At 64.7% G+C, this 18,836-nt stretch carries 21 protein-coding genes; 12 read left to right on the top strand and 9 right to left on the bottom strand.

The window, feature by feature from the left end; translation table 11 throughout:
• Position 1 precedes the first annotated feature (1 nt).
• The 5 genes from AC1DKY_RS05675 to AC1DKY_RS05655 all read left to right on the top strand — a co-directional run bounded on the left by AC1DKY_RS05675 (position 2) and on the right by AC1DKY_RS05655 (position 3,822).
• Entirely contained in the window at positions 2-316 is a 315-nt protein-coding gene (locus AC1DKY_RS05675) for a hypothetical protein (RefSeq protein WP_441604334.1), read from the top strand.
• Between the two features lie 25 nt (positions 317-341).
• Positions 342-1,130 carry an SDR family oxidoreductase gene (locus AC1DKY_RS05670; protein WP_441604335.1) on the top strand — a complete coding sequence of 263 codons (789 nt, stop codon included), beginning with the start codon at positions 342-344 and terminating at the stop codon, positions 1,128-1,130.
• Positions 1,131-1,272: 142 nt separating this feature from the next.
• On the top strand, positions 1,273-2,724 hold the full coding sequence (locus AC1DKY_RS05665; RefSeq protein WP_441604336.1) for an aldehyde dehydrogenase: 1,452 nt from the start codon (positions 1,273-1,275) through the stop codon (positions 2,722-2,724).
• Positions 2,725-2,737: 13 nt separating this feature from the next.
• Entirely contained in the window at positions 2,738-3,406 is a 669-nt protein-coding gene (gene can / locus AC1DKY_RS05660; protein ID WP_441604337.1) for a carbonate dehydratase, read from the top strand.
• Positions 3,403-3,822, top strand: a complete 420-nt coding sequence (locus AC1DKY_RS05655; protein WP_441604338.1) for a RidA family protein — start codon at positions 3,403-3,405, stop codon at positions 3,820-3,822. The genes can and AC1DKY_RS05655 overlap by 4 nt, the downstream gene beginning before the upstream one ends.
• A 63-nt stretch (positions 3,823-3,885) precedes the next feature.
• On the opposite strand, the gene AC1DKY_RS05650 is transcribed toward AC1DKY_RS05655, so the two are convergent.
• From AC1DKY_RS05650 to AC1DKY_RS05635, 4 genes are all read right to left on the bottom strand, one after another.
• On the bottom strand, positions 3,886-4,140 hold the full coding sequence (locus tag AC1DKY_RS05650; RefSeq protein WP_441604339.1) for a hypothetical protein: 255 nt from the start codon (positions 4,138-4,140) through the stop codon (positions 3,886-3,888).
• 198 nt (positions 4,141-4,338) lie between these two features.
• Positions 4,339-5,121, bottom strand: coding sequence for an N-formylglutamate deformylase (gene hutG / locus AC1DKY_RS05645; protein ID WP_441604340.1), 783 nt, complete (start codon positions 5,119-5,121; stop codon positions 4,339-4,341).
• A gap of 44 nt (positions 5,122-5,165) precedes the next feature.
• Positions 5,166-6,512, bottom strand: a complete 1,347-nt coding sequence (gene gorA, locus AC1DKY_RS05640) for a glutathione-disulfide reductase (RefSeq protein WP_441604341.1) — start codon at positions 6,510-6,512, stop codon at positions 5,166-5,168.
• Positions 6,513-6,571: 59 nt separating this feature from the next.
• Positions 6,572-7,831, bottom strand: coding sequence for an NAD(P)/FAD-dependent oxidoreductase (locus AC1DKY_RS05635; protein ID WP_441604342.1), 1,260 nt, complete (start codon positions 7,829-7,831; stop codon positions 6,572-6,574).
• An 80-nt stretch (positions 7,832-7,911) separates the two neighbouring features.
• Between AC1DKY_RS05635 and AC1DKY_RS05630 the strand changes: the two genes are divergently transcribed.
• The 4 genes from AC1DKY_RS05630 (at position 7,912) to AC1DKY_RS05615 (ending at position 10,951) form a co-directional block, all read left to right on the top strand.
• A complete protein-coding gene (locus AC1DKY_RS05630) occupies positions 7,912-9,246 on the top strand; it encodes a hypothetical protein (protein ID WP_441604343.1) in 1,335 nt (444 codons plus the stop codon).
• A gap of 95 nt (positions 9,247-9,341) precedes the next feature.
• Positions 9,342-9,914, top strand: a complete 573-nt coding sequence (locus tag AC1DKY_RS05625) for a C40 family peptidase (protein WP_441604344.1) — start codon at positions 9,342-9,344, stop codon at positions 9,912-9,914.
• 145 nt (positions 9,915-10,059) lie between these two features.
• Positions 10,060-10,518 (top strand): MarR family winged helix-turn-helix transcriptional regulator, encoded by a 459-nt coding sequence (locus tag AC1DKY_RS05620; RefSeq protein WP_441604345.1) that lies wholly within the window; start codon positions 10,060-10,062, stop codon positions 10,516-10,518.
• Positions 10,519-10,522: 4 nt separating this feature from the next.
• Positions 10,523-10,951, top strand: coding sequence for an organic hydroperoxide resistance protein (locus AC1DKY_RS05615; RefSeq protein ID WP_046972943.1), 429 nt, complete (start codon positions 10,523-10,525; stop codon positions 10,949-10,951).
• Positions 10,952-11,756: 805 nt separating this feature from the next.
• Here AC1DKY_RS05615 and AC1DKY_RS05610 read toward each other — a convergent pair.
• The gene (locus tag AC1DKY_RS05610) at positions 11,757-12,242 is read right to left on the bottom strand and encodes an FKBP-type peptidyl-prolyl cis-trans isomerase (protein WP_441604346.1); all 486 of its coding nucleotides are present in this window, start codon (positions 12,240-12,242) and stop codon (positions 11,757-11,759) included.
• Between the two features lie 48 nt (positions 12,243-12,290).
• Entirely contained in the window at positions 12,291-13,532 is a 1,242-nt protein-coding gene (locus AC1DKY_RS05605; RefSeq protein ID WP_441604347.1) for an MFS transporter, read from the bottom strand.
• 154 nt (positions 13,533-13,686) lie between these two features.
• Here AC1DKY_RS05605 and AC1DKY_RS05600 point away from each other — a divergent pair, with 154 nt between their 5' ends.
• From AC1DKY_RS05600 to AC1DKY_RS05590, 3 genes are all read left to right on the top strand, one after another.
• Positions 13,687-14,352 (top strand): class I SAM-dependent methyltransferase, encoded by a 666-nt coding sequence (locus AC1DKY_RS05600; RefSeq protein WP_441604348.1) that lies wholly within the window; start codon positions 13,687-13,689, stop codon positions 14,350-14,352.
• A 171-nt stretch (positions 14,353-14,523) separates the two neighbouring features.
• The gene (locus AC1DKY_RS05595) at positions 14,524-15,861 is read left to right on the top strand and encodes a DEAD/DEAH box helicase (protein WP_441604349.1); all 1,338 of its coding nucleotides are present in this window, start codon (positions 14,524-14,526) and stop codon (positions 15,859-15,861) included.
• 249 nt (positions 15,862-16,110) lie between these two features.
• Positions 16,111-16,581, top strand: a complete 471-nt coding sequence (locus AC1DKY_RS05590) for a pilin (RefSeq protein ID WP_441604350.1) — start codon at positions 16,111-16,113, stop codon at positions 16,579-16,581.
• Between the two features lie 19 nt (positions 16,582-16,600).
• Here AC1DKY_RS05590 and rimJ read toward each other — a convergent pair whose 3' ends face one another.
• Genes rimJ through AC1DKY_RS05575 form a run of 3 tightly spaced genes read right to left on the bottom strand, consistent with a single transcriptional unit; the run spans position 16,601 to position 18,796 of the window.
• Complete coding sequence (rimJ, locus tag AC1DKY_RS05585) at positions 16,601-17,152, bottom strand: ribosomal protein S5-alanine N-acetyltransferase (protein ID WP_441604351.1); 552 nt, start codon at positions 17,150-17,152, stop codon at positions 16,601-16,603.
• Entirely contained in the window at positions 17,149-17,997 is an 849-nt protein-coding gene (gene fghA / locus AC1DKY_RS05580; protein WP_441604352.1) for an S-formylglutathione hydrolase, read from the bottom strand. The genes rimJ and fghA overlap by 4 nt, the downstream gene beginning before the upstream one ends.
• A gap of 49 nt (positions 17,998-18,046) precedes the next feature.
• Positions 18,047-18,796 (bottom strand): SDR family NAD(P)-dependent oxidoreductase, encoded by a 750-nt coding sequence (locus tag AC1DKY_RS05575; protein WP_441604353.1) that lies wholly within the window; start codon positions 18,794-18,796, stop codon positions 18,047-18,049.
• Positions 18,797-18,836: the final 40 nt, after the last annotated feature.

Below are 18,836 nucleotides of genomic sequence, written 5' to 3'. Positions count from 1 at the left end.
CATGCTTCCGCTTTATCTCTCGCTCCTTTCCGCCGGCGTCATCTGCTTCCTGCTGCATTTCAGCTCGCAGTATCTGATCGCCTCGCTGCTGCGCCGCCGTCATCCGAACGAGTGGAAGATCATCGCCGAAGCCGACGGCAAGCCCACCAACGCCGTGCGCACGTGGATGCGTCTGCAGCTCGCGCTGCGCTCGCCGGTGCTGCCGGCGCTGGAAGACAACGGCATCACGCGCTGGCGCCTGGTCTGGCGCTACAGTCTGTGGGCCGCGTGGCTGTGCTGGTTCGCCGCCCTCGCTGTGCAATGGACCGCGCGATAACCCTCACTCCCAAGAGGAGCATTCCATGCAGCTGGATTTGAGTGGACGACATGCTCTGGTGTGTGGCGCCTCGCAAGGCATCGGGCGCGCCAGCGCGGTGGAACTCGCCGAGCTGGGCGCCAGCGTCACCCTGCTCTCGCGCTCAGCCGATGCGCTGAAGGCCGCGACGGATGCATTGCCGCGCAAACACGGCCAACAGCATCGCTGGTTTGCGGTGGATATGACGCAGACCGATGCATTGCGCGACGCGCTGGCGGATATCGTGGCCGCCCAGCCGATCGAAATCCTGATCAACAACACCGGCGGCCCACCGGGCGGCCCGGCGCACAGCGCTACCGCCGAGGCCTTCGAGAACGCCTTCCGCCAGCACCTGCTGGCAGGCCAGACGCTGGTGCAGGCGCTGCTGCCGGGCATGCGGGCCAGCGGCTACGGCCGCATCGTCAACGTCATTTCCACCTCGGTGAAGGAACCGATCGTGGGCTTGGGCGTGTCCAATACCGTGCGCGCCGCGGTGGCGGGCTGGGCCAAGACATTGGCCGGCGAGCTGGCCGTCGACGGCATCACCGTCAACAACGTGCTGCCGGGCTATACCCGCACGGCACGCCTGGACGAGGTGCTTGCCGGGCGCGTGCGCAGCAGCGGCAACAGCGAAGACGAGGTGGCCCAGGGCATGCTCGCCACGGTGCCTGCGCGCCGATTCGGTGAAGCTTCGGAAGTGGCGGCAGTAATCGCCTTCCTGTGCACGCCGGCTGCGGGGTACGTCAATGGCGTGAGCATTGCCGTGGATGGTGGACGTACCCGTTCGCTGAGTTGATCGCGGACCCAACCCTGTGGGAGCGCACCCTGTGCGCGACGGCTACGCCGTGTCGCACAGGGTGCGCTCCCACATTCACATTGAATCGGGCATACGCCAGCGTCCGGTGCAATCGGAGCCCGCAGGTCTTAAGCTTGCGCAGATGCCTACCCTGCGCCTCGCCAACCTGATCGACGGCCGCCTTCAGGCGCCGCGACATGATCGCTGGCTGGACGTGTACGAACCGGCCACCGGCCAGGTTTTCGCCCACTGTCCCGACTCCACCGCCGAAGACGTTGCCGACGCCGTGGCCGCCGCCGCGCGCGCCGCGCCCGAGTGGGCGGCAACGCCCGCCGAGCAGCGCGCCAGCCTTATGCATCGGCTGGCCGATCTGATCGAAGCGCGCATGGACGAATTCGTGGCGCTGGAATCGCGCGACAGCGGCAAGCCGCTGAGCCAAGCGCGCAAGCTCGATATTCCTCGTGCGATCTCCAACCTGCGTTTCTTCGCCGCCGCCATCATCAGTTGGGGCAGTGAGTCGCATGCGATGGAAGCCGGTGCGATCAACTACACGCTCCGCCAGCCGTTGGGCGTGGTCGGCTGCATCAGTCCGTGGAACCTGCCGCTGTATCTGTTCAGCTGGAAGATCGCCCCGGCGCTTGCGGCCGGCAATACGGTCGTGGCCAAGCCCTCGGAGATCACGCCCTGCACCGCTGCCTTGCTTGGTGAGCTGAGCATCGAGGCGGGCTTTCCGCCTGGCGTATTCAACATCGTGCAAGGCCGCGGACCGACCGTGGGCCAGGCCATGGTTGAGCACCGGTCGGTCAAGGCCGTGTCCTTCACCGGCAGCACGCGCACCGGCGCGCAGATTGCCGCCGTGGCCGCGCCGCAATTCAAGAAGGTATCGCTGGAGCTTGGCGGCAAGAATCCCGCCGTGGTGTTCGAAGACGCCGACCTCAGCGACGCCAATCTCGACACCATCGTGCGCTCGGGCTTCGCCAATCAGGGCGAGATCTGCCTCTGCGGCTCGCGTCTGCTGGTGCAACGTTCCATCTACGACACCTTCCGCGAGCGCTACCTGGCACGCGTTCAGGCGCTGCGGGTGGGCGATCCGAACGAAAGCGCCAGCGATCTTGGCGCACTGGTCTCGCGCGAACACTTCGACAAGGTGATGGGCTGCATCGCCACGGCTCGCGAAGAAGGCGGCCGCATTCTCTGTGGCGGCGAGTCGGTGACCGTGGATGGCCGCTGCGCCGACGGCTGGTTCGTCGCACCGACCGTCATCGAAGGCCTGGGCAATGGCGCCACCACCAACCAGCAGGAAATTTTCGGACCCGTCGTCACCCTGATTCCGTTCGAGGACGAAGCCGAAGCGCTCGCCATCGCCAACGGCACCGGTTACGGCCTGGCCGCCTCGGTGTGGACGCGCAACCTGTCGCGCGCACATCGCTTCGGCGCCCAACTGGATTTTGGCATCGTGTGGACCAACTGCTGGCTGCTGCGCGATCTGCGCACGCCCTTTGGCGGCACCAAACAATCGGGCCTCGGTCGCGAGGGCGGCGCCGAAGCGCTGCGCTTCTTCACCGAGCCCAAGAACATCTGTATTCGTTATTGATGAGAGCGCCATCGTGAAAAGTCCCCTGCAGAATCTACTCGACAGCAACCGTCACTGGTCCGCTGCCATGGTCGAACAGGACCCGCGCTTCTTCGAACGCCTCGCCCAGCAGCAGGCGCCGAAGTATCTGTGGATCGGTTGCTCCGACTCGCGCGTGCCAGCCACGCAGATCGTGGATCTGCCGCCGGGCGATATCTTCGTGCAGCGAAATGTCGCCAACGTGGTGTCGCATACCGATCTCAATTGCCTGAGCACCATCCAGTTCGCCGTCGACGTGCTCAAGGTCGAGCACATCCTGGTGGTGGGCCATTACGGTTGCGGTGGCGTGCAGGCGGTCCTCGACGATCGCCGCCTGGGCCTGGTCGACAACTGGCTTCGCCATGTCGGCGATGTCGCGCAAAAGCACAAGCAGCTGCTCACCTCGATCGACCTGATGAATCTGCGCAATGCTCGCCTGTGCGAACTCAACGCGATGGAACAGGTGGTCAACGTCTGCCACACCACCATGGTGATGGATGCCTGGGAGCGCGGGCAGAAGCTCTCCGTGCACGCGTGGTGTTACAGCCTGTTCGATGGACACGTCAACGATCTGGGCATGCATGTGAGTTCGCGCGAAGGACTGAGGCCCGCCTACGAGCACGCCATGCAGCGCCTGGGCACGATTCCCGAGTTCAATCGATGAGCAACGTCGTCCGCACCGATCAGGCCCCGGCGCCGGTGGGCGCGTATCCGCATGCGCGGCGAGTCGGCGATCTGTTGTTTCTCTCCGGCGTCGGCCCGCGCACGCCCGGCAGCAATGCGATTCCCGGCAATGTGTATGACGCTGCCGGCAAGCTGGTGGACTACGACATCGAAGCGCAATGCCGGCAGGTGTTCGCCAATGTGCGCGCCGTGCTCGAAGCAAGCGGCGCGCGCTGGGAAGACCTGGTGGACGTGACGGTGTTTCTTACCGACATGGGGCGTGATTTTCCCGCGTACAACAAGCTTTATGCGGAATACTTCGCGGGCGTCGACGCTTGTCGCACGACGCTGGGCATCACGGCACTGCCCACGCCGATAGCCATTGAATTGAAGTGCATCGCTGCACCGAAGGCCTGAGGCAGCGCACACAAAAAAAGCCCCGGCATGCGAATGCCGGGGCTTTCCTTTTACAAGAGCCGCTTAGTGACTGGCTTCAGTCTGCGGCAGCGTGGACTTGGCCGTGCGCTTGGCGGACTTGCTGCCCTTGGGCTTGGGCTGGCCGTTGTTGGTGGACTTGCTCTTCTTGTGCTTGTGTGACGACGAGCTGGCGGGCGCTGGTGTGGCCGAAGCCGACTTGGCGGCGGGCGCAGGCTGCGGGGCTGCGTCCTGAGCCAACAGGGAACCGGTGAAAGCCATGCCTGCCAGCAGCAGGGAAGCGATCGCGAACTTGCGCATGTGTGTGAGCCTCGACGTAATGAGCCTGATGTTCGTGCCGCGCACCGATCGGAATGGGCCGATCCGTGCATCGCGACGGCTAAAACATCGCACGTTTGGCAGCAGCCCGGAACTGGATTTTTCCAGCATGCGCGCGAGATTTCCGCAGGCCACGTCTTGACATTGCAAGACCCTAACAAGGGTCGAATGTTTTTGCGCTTACGCCACGCAGAGCGCGAGCAGGCGCGCGATGGTTTCCTGCACTTGCACGGCGCTGGCTTCGGCATACGCGAAGCTGTCTTCGTCCATGTAATTGATCTGCGATAGCTCCAGCTGCACGGCCTGCACGCCGCTGTCGGGCTGCCCGTAATGGCGCGTGATGTAGCCACCCTTGAAGCGTCCATTCACCACGAAGCTATAGCGGGACTGGGTTTCCAGCACATCCTTGAGTTGCTGCTGCAAGGCCGCCGAGCAGCTCGCGCCCTCGGCCGTACCCAGGTTGAAGTCGGGCAACTGCCCCTCGAACAACATGGGCACGCGGCTACGGATGGAATGCCCGTCCCAGAGCACCACACGGCCGTGCGCGGCACGCAATCGTTCAAGTTCTTGCGATAGCGCGTCGTGATACGGACGCCAATACGCATTTACCCGACGTTGTATTTCTTCCGCCGTCGGTTCAGCTCCATCGAGGTAAAGCGGCTCACCATCGAAGCCGATGGTGGAGACAAGACCGGTTTCGCGCTTGCCGGGATACAGCGCATGACCGTCCGCGGGACGATTGAGGTCGACCACGTAACGCGATGCCACCGGACGGATCACGCTCGCCCCCAGTGCCTTGGCGAGCGGCTCGTACAGCCGCCCCACGTGCCAGTCGGTATCGACCGAGCGCTGCGCGTCGGGTCGCATGCGCGCGGCGATGTCATCGGGAATATGGCTGCCGTCGTGCGGCAGGCTGATGAGCAGCGGCGCGGTGCCGCGATGTAGCGTGTAGGTGGCAGTCATGGGTGAAGTTTACCGTGGCGCGGGAAAAGCCGATGTTGGCTCGCTCAGTTGATCAACACCAGTTCTTCGGCCGAACTCGGATGGATGGCAATGGTGTCTTCCAGATCCCGCTTGCGCAGGCCCATTTTCAGCGCGACCGCAAAGCCCTGCAGCATTTCGTCCGCGCCTTCGCCGAGCACATGGATGCCCACCACGCGCTCGTCGTCGCCTTCGGTGACGACCTTCATCAAGGTCGGATGTTTCCGCCCTGCCACGGCCCATTTCATCGGCGTGAATTTCGCGCGGTGCACGTGCACTTTGTCACCATGGAATTGGCGCGCCTGCGCTTCGGTGAGGCCGACGATCGCCAGTGGCGGCTCGGCGAAGACGACACTGGGAATATTGTCGTAATCGAGCCGACTGTCGGGTTTGCCGCCGAACAGTCGATCGGCCAGTCGTCTTCCCGCCGCCACCGCCACCGGTGTGAGTTCCGGGCGTTCGGTGACATCGCCGACGGCGAAGATGCCTTCGACATTGGTGGCCTGCCAGGCGTCGGTGACGATGTGGCCCCATTCGTCCACGTTGACGCCAGCGGCATCGAGATCCAGCCGGTCGCTGTTGGGTACGCGGCCGATCGCCCACAACACGGCGTCATACGGTCCGCAGGGGCCATTGACGTCATCGTCGATCATGAGGTTTTCGCCATCGCGATGCAGGCCCGTCACTTTCACCTGGTTGGTGATGCGGATGCCCGCGTCGCACATGTGCTGCTCAAGCGCATCGACCAGTTCCGCATCGAAGCTCGTGAGCATGCGATTGCGCACGTGCAGCGTCACCTCGCTGCCCAGCGCGTTGAGCAGTCCCGCGAATTCGATGGCGATGTAGCCCGCGCCAATGACGGCAATGCGCTTGGGCAAGGTGCGCAGCGCAAAAATGTCATCGGACACCATGCCCAGATCGAAGCCGGGTATATCCAGGCGATGCGGACGGCCGCCGGTGGCAATCACGATTTGCGGGGCACGCAATTCTTCTCCGCACGAAGTGGCAATCGTGTTGGCGGACACGAAGCGCCCCGTTTCGGTGAACACCTGGATGCCGCCCTCTTCCAGGCCCATCGCGTAACGATGGCGGATGTTGTCGATGTAGTGCTGGCGCAGCTGGCGGAAATGTTCCCAGTCGAGCGCGCCGGGCTGGGACGCAAAACCATAGTCCACCGCGAGCCGTTGCTCCTGCGCCAGCTGGCCGGCGAACCACAGCGCCTTCTTGGGCACGCAGCCGACATTGACGCAGGTGCCGCCCAGTGCGCTGGGTTCAAGCAAGGCGACGCGTGCGCCATGGCGCGCGGCACGGAATGCGGCCCCCAGGCCACCCGAACCACCACCCAATACGATCAGATCAAACGTTTCCGCCATGCCGCTCTCCGGTTTGCGCCATTGAAGTTAAGCGAGTCTGCGAGCAGGCCGCGTCAAGATCACACGCCAAAGCGCGACGGTGCGTACGGCGAGGGATCGATTGCTGGCGTCGCGCCGCGCAACATCGATGCCACCAGTTCGCCCGTGGCCGCCGACATGCTCACGCCAAGCATGCCGTGCGCCGTGGCCAAAGTGAGATTGGACCAGCGGGAGCTGGGGCCGATGATTGGCACCTCGTCCACACTCATAGGACGCCAACCCCACCACTCTTCCTTCAGTTCGGGCCCTTCGGGCACGTGCAGCCCCTGGGCGGCGCCTCGACGCAAGGCATCCAGACGCGTGCGGTTGAGGCCCTCGGCATAGCCGGAAAACTCCATCGTGCTGCCCAGCCGGAAGCCGCTGTCCCAGGTGGTGACGCACACGGCGGCCTCGCGCAATACCAGCGCGTGGCGCGGCGCCACGGCGGGACGCGAATAAGTGATCGAATAGCCTTTGCCTGGTTGCATGGGCAGGCGCAGGCCGAGCGAGCTCGCGGTCAACGGCGACCAGGCACCGAGCGCCATCACCACACGCTCGCCACGGAACACACCGCGGGTCGTGCGCACGTGGTCGATACGATTGCCGTCAAGGCCAAAGCCGTCGATGCGGGCGCCCGATTCGACGATGCCACCCAGCTCCGTCACGCGGCGCGCGAGTTCGGCGGCGTACCGGTCTGGTCGCAGACGTGCGTCGTCCGGGTGGAAAAGCCCGCCGGCAACGCCGGGTTTAAGCGCGGGCTCGCGCTCTTCCACGGCCTCGCCGCTCAAGCGCTCCACCGCTACACCCAGGCGATCGAGCACCTGGGCGTGGTGACGCTCGTCTGCCTGCAACGCCCCTGCCGAGCGGTAGACATACAGCTCCCCTTCTTCGCCGAACTCGCAGTCGAACCGCTCGTCGCGCACGAGGCCCGCAAGTAATCCGCGCGAGCGTTGCAGGATGGCTGAACGTGCTTGCGCGGCATGTTCGAAATCGCGCCAGTTGCAGTGGCGGGCAAAGCCGAGCAGCCAGCGCAGGCGCGGGCCGTCAAAGCGTGGGTTGAGGTAGAGCGGTGCATCCGCCCGCAGCATCGAGCGCAACGCCACGCCAAACATGCCCGGCATGGCCAGGGGCGCCGCGTGGCTGGGGGTGATCGTTCCACAATTGCCGTGCGAACTGCCGCAGCCCGGGGTACCCTGCTCCAGAACGCGCACGGTAGCCCCAGACTTCAGCAGGTAGTAAGCGCAGGCCAGGCCGATGACGCCACCGCCGAGAACCAGCACATCACTGCGTGAATCATCCATCGGACTATTGTAGCGTCGCCATGACCCACTCCTGACCTTGAGAGATTAGCGCGATGGGAACGTCAGAGCAGTCCAGCAGGATGTTGGTACGGTGGCGTTCGGCGATGCGCTGCGCGGCGGTACTGGCGGCGTGCGCGGCGGGTGCGGTGCACGCCCAGGCCGCCAAGCAACAACCCGCGCCGACACAGACAGCCACGCAACCCGAGGGGCCGGCCACCGCATCCTCGGCCACCGCCGTGAGTCGCGACCTGTTCACGGAAACCGCGCACATCAAGAACGACCTTGCGCGCTACCTGTACCTGCGCGAAGTGATGCCCCAGCTCACCAAGGACGATCGCCTCATCGATCAGCAGCTGCTGGCGACCGTCGAGGACGAGCTCGGCTTCTACGACGAAGCCATCAACGACTTTCCGTTCGACAACCGCGTGCAGACCCCGGTGACCCTGCCCACGCCGGCCGACTGGGTGACCGCCGACGCGGCGACCGAGATCGCCAAGCTGACGACAGACCGGCGCATCGTGTTGATCAACGAAGCTCACCACGACGCCCATACCCGTGAGCTCACGCTGGCCTTGCTGCCGAAGCTGCGCGCGGAGGGCTTCACCTATTTCGCTGCCGAGGCGCTGGCCAACGGCGACACGGAGCTCATGAAGCGCGGCTATCCCATTGCCAGCAGCGGCAGCGAGTATCTGCACGAGCCGATCTATGGCCAGATCATCCGGGAAGCGATACGACTGGGCTTCAAGGTGGTGGCCTATGAGTCCGACGCCGATGCCCTGGCTGATCGCGAATCGGGCCAGGCGCAGCTGCTCTATCGCCAGGTGTTCAAGAACGATCCCAAGGCGCGCCTGTTCGTGCATGCCGGTTACGCCCATATCGACAAGGCCGTCGGCAACCTGGGCAAGACCATCAAGCCGATGGCCATGCAGCTCAAGCAGCTGACTGGATTCGATCCGCTGTCGATCGACCAGACTCGGTGGCGCGACATCGGCCCGATGCCCAAGACGGATCTGTACAACCAGCTGTCCGCCGCCTTCCCCGTCGACAAGCCTTCGGTGCTGCTCAGCCGCCAGAACGGCAGCGTGTGGGCATCGGACCCGGATCGTCACGACGTCGACGTGATCCTTCCGCGTTCCGGCCACCAGCGCCGCCCCCACTGGCTGGAACTGGGTGGCGCACGGCAGACCCGGGTGATCTCCAGTGAGATGTGCCAGCGCCAGTTCCCCTGCATCGTGGAAGCCCGCTACGCCAATGAGAGCGACGACGCCATCCCGGCAGATCGCTACGTGCTGCTGACCGACAACGTGATGAACTCGCTCTACCTGTGGCCGGGCGAGTACAGGCTCAGCAGCCGCGACAGGGAAGGCCGCAAGCTCAGTGAGCGGCGCATCACCGTGAACCAGCCCGGCTCATGACGTCCGGAGATCGCACCTCCAGCGATCACTTAGAACTTTCTTCCAACTTATTGATTTGATAACCTCGGGCTCGTCTCAAGACCAGGGAAGACGAGATGCGCCCCAACTTCGCCCATCCTGCCTGTGCGCACTTGGCATGGTGGCGTCTTGCGCAACGCGCCCTGGTCGTCGGCGCCGTCCTGCTGCTCGCGGCCTGCGCCAGCAGCAGCCGGCGCCCCGAGCCCACCTACAAAGATTCCCGCTCCTCCCTGGCCAATTTGCCCGCTCGCGCCCCTAGCGGCGCCACCGGTACGGCCAACGATGTGTTGTTCCGCGCCATCGCGCTGGTCGGCACGCCGTACCGCTGGGGCGGCAATACGCCCGACAGCGGCTTCGATTGCAGCGGCCTGGTCGACTACATCTACCGCAATGCGGCGGGTCTGAGCCTGCCCCACAGCTCCCGTGAAATGTCGCAATTGAGCGGCGAGCGGGTTCGCCAGATGAACGAGCTGATGAGCGGTGACCTGGTCTTCTTCGGTGGTTCGGGTGGCATCAGCCACGTGGGCGTCTACGTAGGTAAAGGCCGCTTTGTGCATGCGCCCAACAGCGGCGGCACGGTGAGGCTGGACGATATCGACGGCCCCTACTGGCGCGACCATTTCGAGTTCGGCAAGCGACTGCTCGACTGATCCGGCGCTCGTCGGGCCAGCCAGCGCGCCGCCACGCCTGTCGCGCTTCACACCCCGCATTCCCAGGCCACTTTAGGCTCCGCCTATCGTTTCGATTGAGAAATTGAATTGTACACAATTTAATTTTGCGCTTAGTATCTCTCCTATGAAACGGCAACCGACCCCCAACCAGCTCCTGCTCGACCAGCAACTGTGCTTTGCGCTGTATGCCGCGTCGCGCTCGGTCACGGGGCTGTACCGGCCGCTGCTCGAACCGCTGGGCCTGACCTATCCGCAGTACCTGGTGATGCTGGTGCTGTGGGAACGCGACGGGCTCACCGTGGGCGAACTCGGCCAGCGCCTCCAGCTGGATTCCGGAACGCTCACACCCCTGCTCAAGCGTCTGCAGACCGCCGGCCTGGTGGCACGCCAGCGCCGCAAGGAAGACGAGCGCGTGGTGGATATCCGTCTTACCGACGCCGGCCTGGCGCTACGCGACAAGGCCAGCGGCATTCCCGAATGTCTCGCGCAGTGCATGCAGCTCTCACTCGATCAGATGCAAACCCTGCGCGATGAACTGAAGCGACTTACCCAACAGATCCAACTCTCCCCAAGCGAGGACTAAACCCATGAACATCAGCAAGATTCTCTACACCGCCACCGCCACCGTTCACGGCGGCCGCGAAGGCCACGCCAAGAGCGACGACGGCGTGCTAGACCTGCAGCTGGTCGTGCCCAAGGGCCTGGGTGGTCCGGGTGGCCAGGGCAGCAACCCCGAGCAGCTGTTCGCCGCCGGTTATGCCGCCTGCTTCGAAGGCGCCGTGCGCTTCGTGGCCCGCCAGCAGAACGTGACGCTGAAGGACGCCTCGGTGACCGCGCACGTGGGCATTGGTCCGCGCGAACCGACGGGCTTTGGCATCGCCGTGAAGCTGGAAGTGAATCTGCCGGGTATCGACCGCGCCGTGGCACAGGAACTGGTCGACACAGCGCATCGTGATATCTGCCCTTATTCGCATGCGACGCGCGGCAATGTGGATGTGGAAATCACGCTGGTCTGATCTGGTATTCCAGGTTGGAAACGATGACGGCACCGCGAGGTGCCGTTGTTGTTTGTGGCCTGTGTCGACGCGAGGCAGGAGCAGCGGTGTGCGCGATCTGCAGGTTTGGAGATTTCGCTTCGTAGGCGTTGCGCACAGGGTGCGCTCCCACAAAGAGCCGACCGGCAACGTTGATCCGTTATCCCCAGACCTGCCAACCCTTGTAGGAGCGCACTTGTGCGCGACCGAGGCGCTGGGATGTAGCGCTCCGTCGGCTGGTCGCGCACAAGTGCGCTCCTACAAGGGAGCTGCTTGGCCCAGCGACGTCGCGTTGTACGGCTCTTGATCCCCGGGGTCCCCGTATGACGCGGCGGGCGGGTGGAGGAAAGCCCGAAGGGTGGCCGCATGGATGCGGCCAGTTTTTCGACAGGACAGGGATGTCCTGTCGAAAAACCCCGGAGCCCGCCCGCGCACCTGGAGGGCCGTAGGCCCGGAAGGCGCGTCATCCGGGGGCCCTTTCTTTTGGTTACTTTTCTTTACTCCGGGCACCCTGCCCTCCGCCCTTCGGGCCGGCTTCGCCGTTCGCACGCGCTCCTGCGCGTGCGTGGGCAAGCAAAGAAAAGTAACTCGGCTGCCGGCAGGCAGACGAAACGCCCGCCGCGTAGGCGGCACGCTGGCGACAAGGCGACAACCGGAGACGATCGCTACTGGATCCCGGCCTGCGCCGGGATGACGAGCAAAAAAAAGCCGCTCCGTCTGGAGCGGCTTCTATTAGGCCTACCTTTATCCCTAGCCCCTCCCCAAAGGAGAAAGCCGACGGAAAAAATTAGTGCACCTCCGCACCCGGCGGATGCGCATGCCCATGCGAAATCTCTTCCTCAGTCCCATCGCGCACTTCATTGATGGTCACATCGAAATTCAGCGTCTTGCCCGCCATCGGATGATTCAAGTCAACGTCGACCGTGGTCATGCCGACCTTCTCCACCACCACCACGCGGTGGCCGCCTTCCTTCAGCGCCAACACCGTGGTCATGCCCGGCTTGAGCTTGGCAGCCTGCTGGAAGTACTTCTTCGGCACGCGCTGGGTCATGCCCGGCTGGCGCTCGCCATAGCCCTCGGCGGCGGCGACTTCGACCTGCAGGTTTTCGCCTGCTTCATGGTCTTCCAGCGCCTTTTCCAGGCCCGGGATCAGCTGGCCGTGGCCGAGCAGTACCCATAGCGGTTCGTTACGGTCGAGGGAGCTCTCGACCTTTTCACCGTCCACCGTCAGCGTGTAGTGGAGCGAGATGACCTTGTCCTTGCCAGCCTTCATTGCATGTCTCGTGATGGATCAAACGCTGAATTCTAGCAGCCTGCCCGGCTACTCGCCCGTGCCCGGCGGGGAGCGGCCAAAGCGGGCGCCACGGGCCTCGGGACCCACCCAGGCCAGGAAGGCCAGCAGCACGGCGACGGCGGCCATCCAGGCCGACATGGCGAATGCCAGGCCGCCATGTTGCCGGGCGATCCACAGCTGGGCATTGGCCGTCACCGCGGCCAGCAGGTTGCCGGTCTGGTAGGCAAAGCCGGGCAAGGTGCCCCGCATGCCCTCGGGGGCCAGTTCGTTGAGGTGCGTCGGCACCACACCCCAGGCGCCCTGCACCATCACCTGGATCAGGAACGCACCCAGCGCCAGCAGCGCCAACGTATTGCCGTACATCCACAGGGGAATCACCGGAATGGCGAGCAAGGCGGCCAGGATGATGGCCTTGCGCCGGCCGATGCGCTCCGACAACGCGCCGAAGAACAGGCCGCCCACCAGTGCACCGAGATTGAGCATCGCCACCAGCATGAAGGCCGCGCCCGAGCCGGTGGGCAGATGCAGGCCCTCCTCCTCGAAGGTGTGGTACAGGTCCTGCGAGCCGTGGCTGAACATGTTGAACGCCATCATCAGCAGCATGAGATAGAGGGCGAGCTTCCAGTGGCCGCGCATCGATTCGAGCAGGCCCTTTTTGTCCTTGGCCGCGCGTTCCTGTTTCCAAACTTCCGACTCCGGCACGCTGCGGCGGATGTACAACACCAGCAGCGCGGGCAAGGCGCCGACGATGAACAACCCGCGCCAGCCGATGTGATCGACCAGCAGCCAGTTCACCAGCGCGCCCAGGAAGAACCCGACCGGGTAGCCACTCTGCAACAGGCCCGACACCACGCCGCGCGCCTTGGGCGGAATCGATTCCATCGCCAGCGATGCGCCGATGCCCCATTCGCCGCCCATCGCCACGCCAAACAGGAAACGCAGCACCAGCAGCATGGTGAGCGAGGTGGAGAATGCCGTGGCCAGCTCGAACACCGAAAACAGAATCACATCGAGCATCAGGATGGGACGCCGGCCATAGCGATCGGCCAGGCGCCCGAACAACAGCGCACCGATGGGACGCGCCGCCAGCGTGAGCAACAGACCGAATGCCACTTCCTGATTGCCGACGTGGAATTCCTGCGCCACGCCCACGATTACGAAGGTCAGCAGGAAATAATCGAACGCATCCAGCGTCCAGCCCAGGAAGCTGGCCAGCACGGTGTGCCGCTGGGTGGTGGTGAGCTCCCGAAAGGGCGCGAACGGCGACATGTGTTGCTCCACGGTGAAGGATCACGACCGCCCGGGCGGCTCGCAGGGCGCCAAGCGAACCATCACCGCCGCCCTAGCGCAAGCCGGGAGTAGTGCCGGCCAAAGTTTGAAGGCATGCTCGCCTTCACATCACGCAGCCATGGAGTGGGCTGACATGTCGCCCATGGATGCCACCCTGTATCGCATCGCCAACTCGTACGACCACTGGCTCCAGCGCCGCTACGTCAAGGGCAAGCTGGCGGCCGACCCTGCGTACGCGGCGACGGCGGCCCTGGTGATGAACCGGCCGATGCCACTGCTGGACATCGGCTGCGGCATCGGCCTGCTCGGCCAATACCTGCATGCGCGCGGCGTCGTCACGCGCTACCTGGGCGTGGACAACGACTCGCGCAAGATCGACGCTGGCAACCGCGCCTTGCGGCAATCGGGTCTCGATGGCGTGCTGCAGCTGCGCCAGACCGATGGTGTGGCGGAGCAGCCCATACGCGGCCATGTGGCCCTGCTCGACGTGCTGCACTACCTGCCCCGCGACGGCCAGCGTGCATTGCTGGAGAACGCCATGGTGCATGTCGCCCCGGGCGGCCTGCTGGTGATACGCAACGTGCTGCGCGAACGCAGCTGGCGTTATGCCCTCACGCGCGTTTCGGAGTTCTTCCTGAGCGCCAGTGGCTGGATGCGGGTGGGCGCCCAGCACTATCCCAGTGCCGACGAGCTGCGCGGGCAGCTCGAGGCCGCCGGTCTTTCGGTCAGCATCCGCTCGCTGCACGGCAAGATGCCGTTTGACAGCTACCTGGTGGTGGCAGAGCGGGCACGGGCCTGAAGACCCCGAAACCAGGGCTTCACACCCGGCCCTGGCGACCCGGTTTGGCAAACCAAGCAGCTAATTCAGAATTGCGCTATACTCCCCTGTCACGACCTTCCGTCGTGCCTCCCCCTTACTGATACTGCAACGCGGTTCGATTCGAACGCTCCGGGTTGCTCTGGAGCTTCCATGACTTTCGAATCGCTGGGCCTTGCGCCCGCGTTGTTGCGCGCGCTTGCCGACCAAGGCTACGCCGTCCCTACCCCCATCCAGGCTGCGGCCATTCCGGTTGTACTGGAAGGCGGCGACCTGCTCGCTGCTGCCCAGACCGGTACCGGCAAGACCGCGGCGTTCGCGCTGCCGCTCTTGCAGCACCTGTCCAACGCCGGCGCCACCCAGACCCGTCGCCCTCGTGCCCTCGTGCTCACGCCCACGCGTGAACTGGCGGCCCAGGTGCACGAGAACCTGCGCGACTACGGCAAGTACCTGCGCGTCAGCAGCACCACCATCTTTGGCGGCGTCAGCATGGGCCCGCAGATGCAGGCGCTGCGTCGCGGCGTGGACGTGGTCATCGCCACGCCGGGCCGCCTGATCGATCACATGCAGCAGCGCTCGCTGGATCTGTCCGGCGTGGAAGTGCTGATCCTGGACGAAGCCGACCGCATGCTCGACATGGGCTTCCTGCCGGCGCTCAAGCGCATTCTGTCCGCCGTGCCCAAGCAGCGTCAGACGCTGCTGTTCTCGGCCACTTTCGCGGGCCCGATCAAGGCGCTGGCGATGCAGTTCATGCATCAGCCGCGCGAAGTGTCGGTGACCCCGGCCAATAGCGTGGCTACGACAGTTACGCATCACGTGCATCCGGTGGACGCGGGCAAGAAGCGCGACCTGCTGCTGCACGTGCTGTCGCAGGACAGCCGCCGCCAGACCCTGGTGTTCAGCCGCACCAAGCACGGCGCCGACAAGCTGGTGACGTTCCTGGGTGCTGCCGGCCTGCGTGCCGCCGCCATCCACGGCAACAAGAGCCAGAACGCGCGCACGCGTGCGCTGAGCGATTTCAAGACTGGCCGCGTGACTGTGCTGGTGGCGACCGATATCGCGGCTCGCGGCATCGACATCGATCAGCTGCCCATCGTGATCAACTTCGACCTGCCGATGGTCGCGGAAGACTACGTGCACCGCATCGGCCGCACCGGTCGCGCTGGCGCCGAGGGCATGGCCGTGTCGCTGGTGAGCCATGACGAGTCGGGCCTGCTGCGTGACATCCGCAAGCTGCTCAAGCAGGACATCGCCTTCAGCGACGTGCCGGGCTTCGAGCCGTCGCATCCGCTGCGCACGGACGCCGCTGCACCGCGTCCGGTGCAGGGCCAGCGCCAGGCGCGCCCGGCTGCTCGCCCGCAGGGTGGCCGTCCGCAGGGGTCGCATCGCCCGCACGGTCATGGCTCGGGCCATGGCTTCGGCGGCGGCGAGCGTCCGGCCGAAGGCAACCGCAAGCGTCAGCGCCGCGGTCGCCCCGCTGCCAAGGCGTAAGCACGCCCCATGGTGAGGCCTCGCGCTCAGGCGCCGAGGCCTCACGCTGTACCAACAGCCCCACTGGGCTGTGCAAGTTACCTGCGCTATTTCCTGAACCGTGACGCGTCATGTTGGCCCGAGTGCCAACGAACTATGCGAAGGTGTGCGCACGCCCTTGTGGCGTAGCTGCCCAAATAGCTTTGACGAATCTCTCATTCGCTTGCCACGGGATTTGTCCAAACATAGTCACGGTAAAGGAGCATCGAGATGAGCGGCGAACGATCCAAGCCCATCATGATCGGCCTTGCACTACTCGCCATCGTGGCCGTGGTCGCCACCATAGCGATTCCCACCTGGCGCAATCATCACGTGTCCGAACGCCTGGACGAAGCACTCCAGTCCGGTGAAGCGGCAAAGCTGGTAGTGATGGAAGCCGCCACCGTGCGCGGCGGGCTGAGCCAGCTCAAACCTGGCGACCTCACCTTCAACGCCACATCGTCGGTCAGTGCGTATACGTCGAAGATCGACGTCTCCGAAACCGGGCGCATCACCATTGCGACGCAGAACACCGGCGCGACACCCGACCCCGTTTTTCTTCTCACACCCCTGGACAATTCAGCGGCCGGCGGCAATGCCCCGGTGGTGTGGAGTTGCGACATCATTGCCGGCGCCACCCAATGGATGCCTGCACGCTGCACACGCCCCGCATTGCCGGCATCGGCTTCCACCAAGGGCTGAGTCGCGCGCGCCCGGGTAGCTACGGCTCTCGAATGCGCGAGGTGAGTACGTGGTCTTCCCACACGCCGGCGATCTGCAGGTAGCGCTTGGCATAACCTTCGCGCTCAAAACCAAGCCGCTCCAGCAAGCGACCGCTGCGTTCATTGCGCGGCATGTAGTTGGCCATCACACGATGCATGTCCAACTGATGGAAGGCCCAAGGCAGCGCCGTTTCCAATACTTCCTGCATCAAGCCCTGCGATTGCCTGCGCTGGGCCACGCTATAGCCCAGGTGACAGGCCTGGAACGCACCGCGCACCACGTTGGCGAAGGTGAAGCTGGCGAGGATTTCCTGGCCCGACAGGTCCAGCGCAAAGAACGGATAGGCCCGATCCAGCCGCACGGCCTCGCGCGATTCCGCCAACGTCTGCACGCAGTGGTCAAGGGTGTAGTAAGCGTCGTCGCGCAACGGTTCCCAGGGCGCCAGATGCTCGCGGTTCTGCTCGCGATAACGCAGCAGTTTCCACGCATCGGCCACCTCGACCAGCCGCAGCACCGCGCGGCGCGTGGTGATGGGATGCAACACGCTCACAACGCCCCCAGCGCCTCGGCGTGATGACGAAGGTGGTCGTCGATGAAACTGGTGATGAAGTAGTAGCTGTGGTCGTAACCGCCATGCCGGCGCAGCAGCAAGGACTGGCCGCCTTCGGCGCAGGCCTGGTCAAACAACTCGGGCTTGAGCTGGGTGGCGAGAAAGCCATCGGCTTCGCCCTGGTCGATCAGGATGGTGCCGTCGAAACGGTGCGTACGCACCAGTTCGCAGGCGTCATAGTCCGCCCAGGTTTTCACATCGTCGCCAAGGTAACGCGGGAATGCCTTCTGCCCCCACGGCACCTGGCTAGGCGCCACGATCGGCGCGAAGGCCGATACCGAGCGGTATCGATCCGGATGGCGCAAGGCGATGGTGAGCGCGCCGTGGCCACCCATCGAATGGCCGGTGATGCCGCTGCGGGCGATATCGGCAGGAAAATGCCCTGCAATCAGCGCAGGCAGTTCATCCACGATGTAGCTGTGCATGCGAAAGCGCGACGACCACGGCGACTGGGTGGCATCGAGATAGAAGCCGGCGCCCTCGCCGAATTCCCAGTCACCCGTGGCGCCGTCCAAACCCGTCTGGCGCGGGCTGGTATCGGGCATCACCAGGATCAGCCCCAACTCGGCGGCCAGCCGCTGGGCGCCGGCCTTGATCGTCGCGGTTTCTTCCGTGCAGGTCAGGCCGGCGAGGAAATACAGCACCGGGCACGCCTGCTGTGCCGCTTGCGGCGGCTGGAACAGCGCAAAGCGCATCGGTCCGCCGCAACTGTCCGATTGATGTCGGTAAAACCCCTGCACGCCACCGTGGCAGCGTTGCTCGGAGATCGTTTCGATCCCTGTCATGGTCAATCCTTGTGCTGAAACAGAGCCTGCCAATGATAATGCGCTTGTCTCAGCGCTCCTGGTCGGTGGGCCGCATCAGCACTTCGTTGATGTTGACGTGTGAAGGACGCGACACGCAGAACGTGATGGCCTCCGCCACGTCCACCGACTGCAGCTGGCGCATGCTGTCGGCCCAGGCGTTGAGGTTGTCCTTGGTGACAGCGTGGCCGATGTGGTCGCGCAGTTCCGTCTCCACCACGCCGGGCTCGATCACGGTGACGCGGATATTGTGCTGGTAGACCTCGCGGCGCAACGCTTCGGAAAACGCCACAACGCCGAACTTGGTCGCCGAATACGCGGCGGCGTTGGGATTGGCCACGCGCCCGGCCGTCGACGAGATATTCACGATGTGACCGTCGCGGCGCTGGCGCATGCCGGGCAACGCAGCCTGCGTGGAGGCGATGAGGCTGAGCACGTTCAGCTCCAGCATGTGACGCCAGCGGCCGAGATCGGCCTCTTCGACTGGCTCCAGATACATCACGCCGGCGTTGTTCACCAGAATGTCCAGGCGGCCGTAACGCGCTTCCGTCTCGGACACGATGCGCTGGGCTTCGTGCTCGTCGGCGAGATCGGCCACGAGCACGAGCGGATCGGCGCCCAGCGCTTGCAGCTTCACGGCCAGCGCCTCCAGACGGTCGCGACGACGGGCCGCGATAGCAACCTTTGCCCCCGCCTCAGCCAGGTCCAGCGCGGTGGCCTCACCTATCCCCGACGAGGCGCCAGTGACCAGCGCAACTCGACCATCAAGACGTCCAGACATGAATAATCCTCACCCAATAGCCATCAGCTAGCACAAAAAT

The organism is Dyella sp. 01N448 (assembly GCF_056399225.1).
Note: the sequence above shows the minus strand (reverse complement) of the source record. Positions and strands in the feature narration are given on the sequence as shown.